Annotated in this window: 8 protein-coding genes; 6 read left to right on the forward strand and 2 right to left on the reverse strand. The window is 59.7% G+C overall.

All coding sequences use genetic code 11. The annotated features are described in order from the left end of the window. Nucleotides 1-73: 73 nt before the first annotated feature. Entirely contained in the window at nucleotides 74-1,849 is a 1,776-nt protein-coding gene (locus ACEN83_RS09270) for an ABC transporter transmembrane domain-containing protein (protein WP_495580859.1), read from the forward strand. Between the two features lie 68 nt (nucleotides 1,850-1,917). Next, nucleotides 1,918-2,961, forward strand: a complete 1,044-nt coding sequence (locus ACEN83_RS09275; RefSeq protein ID WP_495580079.1) for a Fic family protein — start codon at nucleotides 1,918-1,920, stop codon at nucleotides 2,959-2,961. 52 nt (nucleotides 2,962-3,013) lie between these two features. Here the strand turns inward: ACEN83_RS09275 and ACEN83_RS09280 are convergent, their stop codons facing one another. Further along, on the reverse strand, nucleotides 3,014-4,942 hold the full coding sequence (locus ACEN83_RS09280) for a transglycosylase SLT domain-containing protein (RefSeq protein WP_495580080.1): 1,929 nt from the start codon (nucleotides 4,940-4,942) through the stop codon (nucleotides 3,014-3,016). Nucleotides 4,943-5,155: 213 nt separating this feature from the next. Here ACEN83_RS09280 and ACEN83_RS09285 point away from each other — a divergent pair, with 213 nt between their 5' ends. Then, nucleotides 5,156-7,075 (forward strand): ATP-binding cassette domain-containing protein, encoded by a 1,920-nt coding sequence (locus ACEN83_RS09285; protein WP_007974055.1) that lies wholly within the window; start codon nucleotides 5,156-5,158, stop codon nucleotides 7,073-7,075. A 171-nt stretch (nucleotides 7,076-7,246) separates the two neighbouring features. Here ACEN83_RS09285 and ACEN83_RS09290 read toward each other — a convergent pair whose 3' ends face one another. Continuing rightward, a complete protein-coding gene (locus ACEN83_RS09290; RefSeq protein WP_007974054.1) occupies nucleotides 7,247-7,687 on the reverse strand; it encodes a universal stress protein in 441 nt (146 codons plus the stop codon). A gap of 104 nt (nucleotides 7,688-7,791) precedes the next feature. On the opposite strand from ACEN83_RS09290, the gene ACEN83_RS09295 reads away from it, so the two are divergent. The 3 genes from ACEN83_RS09295 (at nucleotide 7,792) to fadA (ending at nucleotide 12,191) form a co-directional block, all read left to right on the forward strand. Beyond that, nucleotides 7,792-8,229 (forward strand): hypothetical protein, encoded by a 438-nt coding sequence (locus ACEN83_RS09295; RefSeq protein ID WP_495580081.1) that lies wholly within the window; start codon nucleotides 7,792-7,794, stop codon nucleotides 8,227-8,229. 609 nt (nucleotides 8,230-8,838) lie between these two features. Further along, nucleotides 8,839-10,986 (forward strand): fatty acid oxidation complex subunit alpha FadB, encoded by a 2,148-nt coding sequence (fadB, locus tag ACEN83_RS09300; protein WP_116582107.1) that lies wholly within the window; start codon nucleotides 8,839-8,841, stop codon nucleotides 10,984-10,986. Nucleotides 10,987-11,015: 29 nt separating this feature from the next. Then, complete coding sequence (gene fadA / locus ACEN83_RS09305; RefSeq protein WP_007986361.1) at nucleotides 11,016-12,191, forward strand: acetyl-CoA C-acyltransferase FadA; 1,176 nt, start codon at nucleotides 11,016-11,018, stop codon at nucleotides 12,189-12,191. The last annotated feature ends 48 nt before the right edge of the window (nucleotides 12,192-12,239 follow it).

The raw sequence follows: 12,239 nt of genomic DNA on the forward strand, positions 1-12,239 counted from the left end.
TGACTCATTGTGATTTGCAGCGAGCCACCCCATTGAGCGGTGTAGGCTGACCCTAATGATTGTCTTGTCCCGGATGTTTGCGATGCTCTCTGCCCGTCACCGCCGCGCTGTTCGCCTGGCCAGTCGTTTCATTGCGCCGTATCGCTGGCAGGCCTTCGGCGCCTTGCTGGCGTTGATCGCCACCGCCGGCATCACCTTGTCCATGGGGCAGGGCATCCGCCTGCTGGTGGACAAGGGGTTCATGACCCAGTCGCCACACCTGCTCAATCAGTCCATCGGCCTGTTCATGTTGCTGGTCGCCGGGCTGGCGATCGGAACCTTTGCACGGTTTTACCTGGTGTCGTGGATCGGCGAGCGCTGCGTTGCCGATATCCGGCGTGATGTGTTCAATCATCTGATTTACCTGCACCCGGGTTTTTACGAAGACAATCGCAGCTCCGAAATCCAGTCCCGCCTGACCGCCGACACCACGCTGCTGCAATCGGTCATCGGCTCTTCGCTGTCGTTGTTCCTGCGCAACCTGTTGATGGTGATCGGCGGGATCGTCCTGTTGTTCATCACCAACCCCAAACTAACCAGTATCGTGGTGGTGGCCTTGCCCCTGGTGATCGCGCCGATCCTGATCTTCGGTCGCCGGGTGCGTAACCTCTCGCGCCTGAGCCAGGACCGGATTGCCGATATCGGCAGCTATGTTTCCGAAACCCTGGGGCAGATCAAGACCGTGCAGGCCTACAACCATCAGGCCCAGGACGAGCGCCGGTTTGCCGTGACCGTGGAGGAGGCGTTCAACACCGCACGCAAGCGCATCTTCCAGCGGGCGTGGCTGATTACCCTGGTGATCGTGCTGGTCCTGGGCGCGGTCGGGGTGATGCTCTGGGTCGGCGGGATGGACGTCATTGCCGGGCGAATTTCCGCCGGCGAGCTGGCGGCGTTCGTGTTCTACAGCCTGATCGTCGGCAGTGCATTCGGCACCTTGAGCGAGGTGATCGGGGAATTGCAGCGGGCAGCCGGCGCGGCCGAGCGGATCGCCGAGTTGCTGCGTTCGGAAAACATCATCCTGCCTCCAGTCGCAGGCGCGGTGACGCTGCCGGAACGGGTCGAGGGCCGCCTGCAACTGCAAAATGTGCGTTTTTCCTACCCGTCGCGGCCGGAAAGCTATGCCGTCGACGACTTGAGCCTGACGGTCAATGCCGGTGAGACGCTGGCGCTGGTCGGGCCCTCCGGGGCCGGCAAGTCGACGGTGTATGACCTGCTGCTGCGTTTCTACGACCCGGCCGAGGGGCGCATCCTGCTCGATGGCGTGCCGTTGACGCAGCTCGATCCGCTGGATCTGCGCCGGTGCTTCGCCCTGGTGTCACAGACCCTGGCGCTGTTTTTCGGCAGCATTGAAGACAACATTCGCTACGGCAATCCGCAGGCGACGCTGGCCGAGGTACAGGAAGCGGCAAAGATCGCTTACGCCCATGACTTTATCGAAGCCATGCCCAACGGTTACCAGACTCATCTGGGGGATGGCGGACTGGGCTTGTCCGGCGGCCAGCGCCAACGCCTGGCCATCGCCCGCGCGTTGCTGGTGGACGCCCCGATCCTGCTCCTCGACGAAGCCACCAGCGCCCTCGACGCCCAGAGTGAGCACCTGATCCAGCAGGCGCTGCCGAGCCTGATGAAGAATCGAACCACTCTGGTGATCGCCCATCGCCTGGCCACGGTTAAAAACGCCGACCGGATCGCGGTGATGGATCAGGGGAAACTGGTGGCGGTAGGAACGCACCAGGAGCTGATTGCCAGCAATGCCTTGTATGCACGCCTGGCGGCGTTGCAGTTCAGTGACGGACATGAAGCCGCATGAATGACCACTGATGAATGACGCCCGGTTCGGGCATTATGTCGTCCTCTGTCATGAGCCTGGATGAAGGTATGAGCCGTTATCAACCACCGTTGACCTTGACGACGAAAATGTTGTCGCTGATCGCCGATATCAGCGAACAGATCGGTCAGCTTACGGCTATGGACGAACGCCTGCAGACACCTCAGTTACGCCGTGGCAATCGGATTCGAACGATTCAGGCTTCTTTGGCCATCGAAAACAATACGCTGAGCATCGAGCAGGTGACTGCCGTTCTGGCAGGACAGCGTGTGCTGGGGTTACCTCGGGAAATCCAGGAAGTACGAAATGCGTTTGCTGCATACGAAGCCATACCTGATTGGCAGCCAAGCAGCCGGACCGATTTACTGCGTGCCCATGAATTGCTGATGGGCGGATTGATTGATGAATGCGGGCAGTTTCGTCGAGCCGGCGTGGGTATCTATCGTGGCGACAAGTTGATCCATATGGCGCCGCCGCCGAGTCGCGTTGTGCACTTGATTGAGGACTTGTTGGCGTGGCTTGGTGCCTCGGACTGGCATCCGCTGATTACCAGTTGCGTCTTTCACTATGAATTTGAGTTCATCCATCCCTTCGCTGACGGTAACGGACGTATGGGGCGCCTTTGGCAAACCCTGATACTCAGTCAGTGGCGCCCGGTATTGTCTTATTTACCGGTTGAGGCCGTGATTCGGGATCAGCAGGAGGCTTACTACGCGGCATTGTCGGCGGCCGATCATTTGGCCGAATCAACGCCTTTCGTGGAGTTCATGTTGCAAGCCATGAGCCTTGCACTATTGGAGGCGGTACGGAGTGAGCCAGGAATCGACCCAGTAACCGACCCAGTAAGCGACCCAGTAGAGAAGTTGCTTTCTGCACTGCATCTTAACGGTCCGCGAAAGATCAGCGAATTGATGGCTGACATCGGATTGGTGCACAAGGCGACCTTTCGGGCTAACTATCTCAGGCCTGCATTAGCGGTTGAATGGATAGAGATGACCCATCCCGAGTCGCCAAGTAGTCCGGCACAAAAGTATCGCCTGACCCAGCTTGGAAAACAGGTCTTCGCGCGGCTCAAGTCAGCAAAGAAATTCTGAGGAATAAAAAAGCCCGCTTCTGTGATGCGGGCTTTTTTGCGGGTCGATTGAATCACTGATCGTCGAAAAACCGCTCATGCCAATCCACGATCGGCTGTGGCGAGTTGAGCTTCTGGCCGTAGATCACCGAGTACGACAACACGTTTTGCACGTACTGGCGGGTTTCGTCGAACGGGATGCTTTCCACCCACACATCGAAACTCAGGTGGTCGGCACCGCGCAGCCATTGGCGCACGCGACCCGGGCCGGCGTTGTAGGCGGCGGAGGCAAGGACGCGGTTGCCGTTGAACTGGCTGTGCACCTGGCTCAGGTAGGCGGCGCCGAGCTGGATGTTCTTGTCCGGATCGAACAGTTGCTGAGGCGAGCTATAGGGAATGCTGAACTTGCGTGCGGTTTCCTTGGCGGTGGCGGGCATCAGTTGCATCAGGCCCGAGGCGCCGACACCGGAACGGGCGTCGTCCATGAATGCACTTTCCTGGCGGGTGATGGCGAACGCCCAGCTCGGATGCAGGCCGCGACTCTTCGCTTCACGCACCAGGGTCTCGCGGTGAGCCATCGGGAAGCGGATATCCAGGTCGTCCCAATACTGCGCCTGGCTGATGGTACGGATCGCCGGGAAGTACCATTTCAGGTCGTAGGCCAGTTTGGCCTGGGCGACCATTTCGTCGCGGCTGAAGTGACGGCTGACGTAGTACCACTCGCGACGGCCATCGACGATCTGCCCACGGGCGTGCAGCTCCAGGGCGCGGCGCACGCCGGGGGTGTTGCGCACCTTGTTGATGGTGGCCTGGCTGAGCACCAGCGGTTTGTTGAGCAGCGAGTAGGGCGACTGCGAGCGATCGGCGGCGAGGAAACCATAGAAGTCGCGTTCGCGGGCCAGGTTCCTGTAGAGCGTCTGCACTTCCGGATTCTGTGGTTGCGCCAGTTCCAGGCTGCGGGCCTGCCAGTAGCGCCAGCGGTTGGTGGTGGCCAGGTCCTGGGGCAGGCGGCGGGTCAATTGATAGGCATCGTCCCAGCGCGCCAGGCGCAGGAGCAGGCGCAGGCGCCATTCGGAAACCGTGTTGTCGCGCAGCTCGGGGTCGTATTTGGTCATGACATCCAGTGCACGGCTGTCGAAACGTCGTGCGAGGGTCAGGCCGATTTCCCGGGCGATCGCCACTTTTTCATCCCGGGAGAAGTGCATGCTGCTGGCGTAGCCGTCGAGCAGGTCCATGGCCTTGTCCGGATCCTGGCGAGCCAGGCGGCGCAGGCCGAGGCTGACCACGTCGGACATGGCTTCATCGGCCGGGGTGAAGCGTGACGGCTGGTTGAGCAGTTCCGGTTTCTGCGCGACGTCCACCAGCAAGCGACCGCGCGGGGCGAGGGTGGTCAAGCCGTTGACCAGGCTGTTGGCCAGCGGGTAGTTGCGCGCCTGGGCGGCGAGTTTGGCGCGCTCCCAGCGTTTTTGCTCGGTCAACTGGCCTTCGGCCGCCCACATGCCGAACAGGGTGTCGCAGGCATCGGGTTGGGATTTGCCGGTCAGCCAGAGTTTTTCCGCGTTGGCGTTACCTTCGGCCTTGAGGTTGTGGCTGAGCTGGTACTGCGCATTCAGGCAGTCCAGTTCGGTGAAGTTCATTTTCGGGTCGTAATATTTGACGAAAGTCGCCCAGTCACCCCGATCCGCCAGCCAGCGCAACCAGCGCAGTTTCATCCAGTTGGCCTGGGGCAGGTCGCCGTGTTCGGCGAGGAATTTCTCGATTTCGGCGTTGCTCGCGGTTTTCAGGCGCGCGGTCAGTTCATCGTAGGCCAGGTACGGTTCCAGCGGATAATCGGCGAGGGCCTGGCTGTAACGGAAATACGGACCGGTATCACCCTTGGCCAGGGCGCGCTTGGCTTCATCGTAATATTGGCGCTGGGTGGACAGGTCCACCGCCTGGGCGGATTGAAACGCTGCGGCTGAAAGTAAAAAGCACGACAAAAGATTGAAAAGGCGACTGCGCATGAGACGTCCAGGCAGAGAAAACATGACAAGTGCGGGTCAGGCCCGCACTGAATTGTCTGTAGCTTAGCCTTTTGCCAGCAGCCGGCGAAAGCTTTGCGGGTCTTCCCGCATCAGTTCGCAACATTTGTCGTTCAGAGTGCTACGAGAGTGAAAATGCCGGCCTTCTGAAGCCTCAAGTCAGGTAGAATGCGCGCCCGGTTTTTGGAGAAGCTCATGACCCTGCTCAAATTCAGCGATGTGTCCCTTGCTTTCGGCGCTATGCCGTTGTTGGACAAGGTGTCCTGGCAGATCGCCCGTGGTGAGCGGGTGTGCATCATCGGCCGCAACGGCACTGGCAAGTCCAGCATGATGAAGCTCGTCAAGGGCGACCAGAAGCCCGATGACGGCTCCGTTTGGCGCGCACCCGGCCTCAAGATCGGCGAATTGCCGCAAGAATTGCCGGTGGCCGACGAGCGGACAGTGTTCGACGTGGTGGCCGAAGGCCTGGACGGCGTCGGTGCGCTGCTCGCCGAGTATCACCACCTGAGCCAGAACATCGTCACCGATGCCGACCTGGACAAGCTGATGCACGTCCAGCACGACCTCGAAGCCCGCGATGGCTGGCGCTTGCAGACCCTCGTAGACAGCACCTTGAGCCGCCTGCAATTGCCGGCCGACAAGACCCTCGCCGAGTTGTCCGGCGGCTGGCGTCGTCGCGTCCTGCTGGCCCAGGCCCTGGTGTCCGAGCCGGACCTGCTGTTGCTCGACGAGCCGACCAACCACCTGGACATCGGTGCCATCGCCTGGCTTGAAGAAGCGCTGAAGGATTTCCAGGGCGCCGTGCTGTTCATCACGCACGACCGTTCTTTCCTGCAGAACCTGGCAACCCGGATCCTCGAACTGGATCGTGGCGGCCTGATCGACTGGAACGGCGACTACGCCAGTTTCCTCGTGCACAAGGAAGCCGCTCTGGCGGCCGAAGAAACCGCCAACGCGCTGTTCGACAAGCGCCTGGCCCAGGAAGAAGTGTGGATTCGCCAGGGCATCAAGGCCCGTCGCACCCGTAACGAAGGCCGCGTACGTGCACTCAAAGCCTTGCGCGTCGAGCGCAGCGAACGTCGCGAGCGGACCGGCAAGGCCAACATCCAGCTGGAAACCGCCGACAAGTCCGGCAAACAGGTCATGGTCCTCGATAACGTGAGCTTTGCTCACCCGGACGGTCCGTTCCTGATCAAGGACTTCTCCATGGTGCTGCAGCGCGGCGACCGTATCGGCCTGCTCGGCGCCAACGGTACCGGCAAGACCACACTGCTGAAGCTGATGCTCAGCGGCTTGCAGCCAACCAGCGGCAAGGTGGAAGAGGGCACCAGGATCGATGTCGCCTACTTCGACCAGTTGCGCCATCAACTGGACCTGGAAAAAACCGTGATCGACAACGTCGCCGAAGGTCGCGACTTCATCGATATCGACGGCCAGAGCCGCCACGTGCTGAGCTACCTCGGCGACTTCCTGTTCAGCCCGCAGCGTGCGCGCACGCCGGTCAAGGCGCTGTCCGGCGGTGAACGTGCCCGTCTGTTGCTGGCCAAGCTGTTCAGCAAGCCGGCCAACCTGCTGGTACTCGACGAACCGACCAACGACCTCGACGTCGAAACCCTCGAATTGCTCGAAGAGGTCCTGCTGACCTTCAACGGCACCGTACTGATGGTCAGTCACGACCGGGCATTCCTCGACAACGTGGTGACCAGCACCCTGGTCTTCGAAGGTGAAGGCAAGGTGCGTGAATACGTCGGCGGTTATCAGGACTGGCTGCGTCAGGGCGGCTCGCCGCGCCTGCTGGGCGTGACCGAGAGCAAGTCCGGCAAGGCCGACCTGAACTCTGCCGTGGTGAAGGCCGAGCCTGCACCGGTTGCGGCGGCAGTCGAAGCGCCAGTGGCGAAGAAGAAGCTCAGCTACAAATTGCAGCGTGAGCTGGAAGCGTTGCCCGGCGAGATCGAAGCCATGGAGCAGCAGATCGCTGCCGTTGAAGCGCAGATGGCCGACGCGGGTTTCTACCTGCGCCCGGCTGCGGAGACGGCTGCAGTGATCGCTCAACTGGCGCAGTTGCAGGCTGAACTCGACGTGATGGTCGAGCGTTGGGCCGAACTGGATGCCTGATTGACCCTGCAATAAAAAAGCCCGGCTTCACATACGTGAACGCCGGGCTTTTCATATGTAACGCCATCCCTGTGTAGGAGCTGCCGCAGGCTGCGATCTTTTGACTTTGATTTTTAAAAACAAGATCAAAAGATCGCAGCCTGCGGCAGCTCCTACACAGGGGTTTGTGTATCAGCTTTTGGTTTGCAGGCGCACCGCAAGCACATCGCAAGGCGCGCCATGCAGCACGTCATTGGCGGTGGAGCCGAGCAGCAGTGCCAGGCCGTGCCGGCCATGGCTGCCCACCACGATCAGGTCGCAGGTTTGCTCCTTGGCCAGGTGGTGGATTTCCTGGCGTGGCTGACCATAGGTCAGGTGGCTGTATTCCCTGGAGAGCTCCGGGTATTTGAGGATCAAGCGGTCAAGGCGCTCCTTGGCCTGATCGAACTGCTGCTGTTGCAGTTGTGACAGGTCCATCGGCACGTCGCCACCGAAGGCCATCGCCATCGGCTCGACAATGTGCACCAGTGACAATTTCGCGCCGTTGCTCACCGACAGCTCGCGAGCGCGGTGGATCACAGGGTCGCACTCTTCGGTCAGATCTACAGCGACCAGAATATGGTTGTAGGGCATGAGGTGCTCCTCCTGAGGATTGCAATATTGGTAAGTATGGCTGGTTTCAAGCGCATTGGTTCCAAAGTGACACAATGGGCTCATCAAGAATCGGGAGTACAGATATGACGGTGTGGATAGTGGTGTCAATCCTGCTGGTGGTACTCAGCCCGCTGGCATGGTTGCGCCCGTCGCGTGCCCAGAGTGGGCGCATCGCCCTGCGCATGGAGGCCCGGCGCATCGGGCTGGCCATGCAACTGGCGCCCCAGGAGTGGCCACACTGGCTCAGCCAGGAGCCGCCGAACCCGTGCGCCCAGTACCATCGTCCACGGCGTGGCAGTCAGCCAGCATGCTGGAGTTACTGGCAAAAATCACCGGGTATCTGGGTCAATCAATGGCAGGAAACCTGTGAAGATCAGGCGCTGCTCAATCATTTCGAAAAGTTGCCGGGTAATGTCTACAAGGTCGAGGCCGACAAGCAAATCATCGCCTTGTATTGGGGGGAGAGGGGCGAGGCCGAGGTGTTGCAGCACATCGATGCCACCCTCAAGGCGCTCGCCTGAAACTGCGTTCCGGATCCCCCTGTAGGAGCTGCCGCAGGCTGCGATCTTTTGACTTTGATTTTTACAAACAAAATCAAAAGATCGCAGCCTGCGGCAGCTCCTACAGGGCTTCTGTCGCAGGCAATAAAAAGCCCGACAAAATCATCGGGCGGGTTGGCCAGGCAGGCCGGTAAATCGGTGTTGGCTGATCTTACGCTGGGCATTCGCCAAAAGCGTTCACAATTTTCCCCTTGGTTCCGCCAGCGTAGCTTGTTAAACACGGGCTGCAGCGAATTAGGGCGCATTTTCTAACAATTGATTCTATGAATGACCCTGCATGCTGCGGCGTGTTTAAGGTCTTCGCAGTACGGATATGACCGGAAAGTCGCGTTTCAACCCGTGTTTCGGGCGATTGACAATTGTCGGAAATTCCGTGAAGGTGACGTACCCAAATCAAACGGGCGTATGAATTGAGCGTTTGTATTTCAGACCGCTCCTACAGAATCCCGACTATCGCGTTGGCGGGTGTGCCGGGGGAATGGGCGTAGCATCGACGATTAACGTCCCTGCCAAGCCATTCGCCTGCGTCCGACGTGTACTGTTCAGCTTCCATATCGTGGAGATCAGTTGATGATTTACGAAGGTAAAGCCATCACGGTTAAGGCTCTTGAAAGTGGCATCGTCGAACTGAAGTTCGACCTCAAGGGTGAGTCCGTCAACAAGTTCAACCGTCTAACCCTGAACGAACTGCGTCAGGCCGTAGACACCATCAAGGCAGATGCTTCGATCAAGGGCGTGATCGTCAGCAGTGGCAAGGACGTGTTCATCGTCGGCGCCGACATCACCGAATTTGTCGACAACTTCAAGCTGCCGGATGCAGAGCTTGTTGCTGGCAATCTCGAAGCCAACAAGATTTTCAGCGATTTCGAAGACCTCAACGTTCCGACCGTTGCCGCGATCAATGGCATCGCGCTGGGTGGCGGTCTGGAAATGTGCCTGGCGGCGGACTACCGCGTCATGTCCACCAAGGCCAAGATCGGCCTGCCGGAAGTCAAGCTGGGCATCTACCCGGGCTTCGGCGGTACCGTTCGTCTGCCACGTCTGATCGGTGCCGACAACGCCATCGAGTGGATTGCCGCCGGCAAGGAAAACCGTCCTGAAGACGCGCTGAAAGTTGGCGCTGTCGATGCGGTGGTTGCTCCTGAAAAACTGCAGGAAGCTGCGCTGGAACTGATCAAGCGCGCCATCTCCGGCGAGTTCGACCACAAGGCCAAGCGCCAGCCGAAGCTGGAAAAGCTCAAGCTGAACGCTATCGAGCAAATGATGGCTTTCGAAACCGCCAAGGGTTTCGTGGCCGGTCAAGCTGGTCCGAACTACCCGGCGCCGGTTGAAGCGATCAAGACCATCCAGAAAGCCGCGAATTTCGGTCGCGACAAAGCCCTGGAAATTGAAGCCGCAGGTTTCGTCAAACTGGCCAAGACCTCTGCCGCGCAGAGCCTGATCGGTCTGTTCCTGAACGACCAGGAGCTGAAGAAAAAGGCCAAGGCCTACGACGAAATCGCCAAGGACGTGAAGCAGGCCGCCGTACTGGGCGCCGGTATCATGGGTGGCGGTATCGCCTATCAGTCGGCTTCCAAAGGCACGCCGATCCTGATGAAGGACATCAACGAGCACGGCATCGAGCAGGGTCTGGCTGAAGCCGCCAAACTGCTGGTTGGCCGCGTTGAAAAAGGCCGCATGACCGCCGCGAAAATGGCTGAAGTGCTCAACGGCATTCGTCCGACCTTGTCCTACGGTGATTTCGGTCACGTGGACCTGGTGGTGGAAGCCGTTGTCGAGAACCCGAAGGTCAAGCAAGCCGTACTGGCTGAAGTTGAAGACCAGGTCAAAGAGGACACCATCCTCGCGTCCAACACCTCGACCATTTCCATCACCTTGCTGGCCAAGGCCCTCAAGCGTCCGGAAAACTTCGTCGGCATGCACTTCTTCAACCCGGTGCACATGATGCCGCTGGTGGAAGTGATCCGTGGCGAGAAGTCCAGCGAGCTGGCTGTTGCCACCACCGTTGCCTACGCCAAGAAAATGGGCAAGAACCCGATCGTCGTCAACGACTGTCCGGGCTTCCTGGTCAACCGCGTCCTGTTCCCGTACTTCGGCGGTTTCGCCAAGCTGGTCAGCGCCGGTGTGGACTTCGTCCGTATCGACAAGGTCATGGAAAAATTCGGCTGGCCAATGGGCCCGGCCTACCTGATGGACGTGGTCGGCATCGACACCGGCCACCACGGCCGTGACGTGATGGCTGAAGGCTTCCCGGACCGCATGAAGGACGACCGTCGCTCGGCCGTTGACGTGCTCTACGAAGCCAAGCGCCTGGGCCAGAAGAACGGCAAGGGCTTCTACGCCTACGAGACCGACAAGAAGGGCAAGCAGAAGAAAGTCGCCGACCCGTCGGTACTGGAAGTGCTCAAGCCAATCGTCTTTGAACAGCGCGAAGTCACTGACGAAGACATCATCAATTGGATGATGATCCCGCTGTGCCTGGAAACCGTGCGTTGCCTGGAAGACGGCATCGTCGAAACCGCTGCCGAAGCCGACATGGGTCTGGTCTACGGCATTGGTTTCCCTCCATTCCGTGGCGGTGCGCTGCGTTACATCGATTCGCTCGGTGTGGCAGAGTTCGTTGCCCTGGCTGACCAGTACGCTGATTTGGGCGCGCTGTACCACCCGACCGCGAAGCTGCGCGAAATGGCCAAGAACGGCCAGAGCTTCTTCGGTTAAGCGCCCCCAACTAGAGTGAGAGTGAACTTATGAGCTTGAATCCTAGAGACGTCGTGATTGTCGACTTCGGTCGTACTCCGATGGGCCGCTCCAAGGGCGGCATGCACCGCAACACCCGCGCCGAAGACATGTCGGCGCATCTGATCAGCAAACTGCTGGAACGCAACGTCAAGGTCGACCCGAACGAAGTCGAGGACGTGATCTGGGGCTGTGTGAACCAGACCCTGGAGCAGGGCTGGAACATCGCGCGCATGGCGTCGCTGATGACCCAGATCCCGCACACCTCGGCCGGCCAGACCGTCAGCCGTCTGTGTGGCTCGTCCATGAGCGCTTTGCACACTGCTGCGCAAGCGATCATGACCGGCAACGGTGACGTGTTCGTCGTTGGTGGCGTCGAGCATATGGGTCACGTGAGCATGATGCACGGTGTCGATCCGAACCCGCACATGTCGCTGTACGCGGCGAAAGCCTCGGGCATGATGGGCCTGACCGCAGAAATGCTGGGCAAAATGCACGGCATTACCCGCGAGCAGCAAGATGCTTTCGGCGTGCGCTCCCACCAACTCGCCCACAAGGCGACCGTGGAAGGCAAGTTCAAAGACGAAATCATCCCGATGCAGGGCTACGACGAGAACGGTTTCCTGAAAACCTTCGACTACGACGAAACCATTCGTCCGGAAACCACCCTGGAAAGCCTGGCGGCTCTCAAGCCGGCGTTCAATCCGAAGGGCGGCACCGTGACAGCGGGTACTTCGTCGCAGATCACCGACGGTGCTTCGTGCATGATCGTGATGTCGGCGCAGCGCGCACAGGACCTGGGCATCCAGCCTATGGCGGTGATTCGCTCGATGGCAGTGGCAGGTGTGGATCCGGCAATCATGGGCTATGGTCCAGTACCGGCCACACAAAAAGCACTGAAGCGCGCGGGTCTTGGCATCTCCGACATCGACTTCTTCGAGCTCAACGAAGCTTTCGCCGCACAGGCCCTGCCAGTGCTGAAAGATCTGAAAGTGCTCGACAAGATGAACGAGAAGGTTAACCTGCACGGCGGCGCGATCGCCCTGGGCCACCCGTTCGGTTGCTCCGGTGCGCGGATCTCCGGCACTTTGCTCAATGTGATGAAGCAGAATGGCGGTACCTTCGGGGTAGCCACCATGTGCATTGGTCTCGGCCAAGGCATCTCCACCGTCTTCGAACGCGTTTAAGCGTCTCGTTGATGGAAGCCGGGGCCAAGTGCCCCGGTTTTTGTTTTT

The sequence above is a fragment of the Pseudomonas sp. Pseusp49 genome (genome assembly GCF_059491875.1).

Excerpts from the sequence above, each read along its gene's own strand:
- ACEN83_RS09270 (WP_495580859.1), top strand. The coding sequence starts at position 74 with ATGTTTGCGATGCTCTCTGCCCGTCACCGCCGCGCTGTTCGCCTGGCC.
- ACEN83_RS09275 (WP_495580079.1), top strand. The coding sequence starts at position 1,918 with ATGAGCCGTTATCAACCACCGTTGACCTTGACGACGAAAATGTTGTCG.
- ACEN83_RS09295 (WP_495580081.1), top strand. The coding sequence starts at position 7,792 with ATGACGGTGTGGATAGTGGTGTCAATCCTGCTGGTGGTACTCAGCCCG.
- fadA (WP_007986361.1), top strand. The coding sequence starts at position 11,016 with ATGAGCTTGAATCCTAGAGACGTCGTGATTGTCGACTTCGGTCGTACT.
- ACEN83_RS09290 (WP_007974054.1), bottom strand. The coding sequence starts at position 7,687 with ATGCCCTACAACCATATTCTGGTCGCTGTAGATCTGACCGAAGAGTGC.
- fadB (WP_116582107.1), top strand. The coding sequence starts at position 8,839 with ATGATTTACGAAGGTAAAGCCATCACGGTTAAGGCTCTTGAAAGTGGC.
- ACEN83_RS09285 (WP_007974055.1), top strand. The coding sequence starts at position 5,156 with ATGACCCTGCTCAAATTCAGCGATGTGTCCCTTGCTTTCGGCGCTATG.
- ACEN83_RS09280 (WP_495580080.1), bottom strand. The coding sequence starts at position 4,942 with ATGCGCAGTCGCCTTTTCAATCTTTTGTCGTGCTTTTTACTTTCAGCC.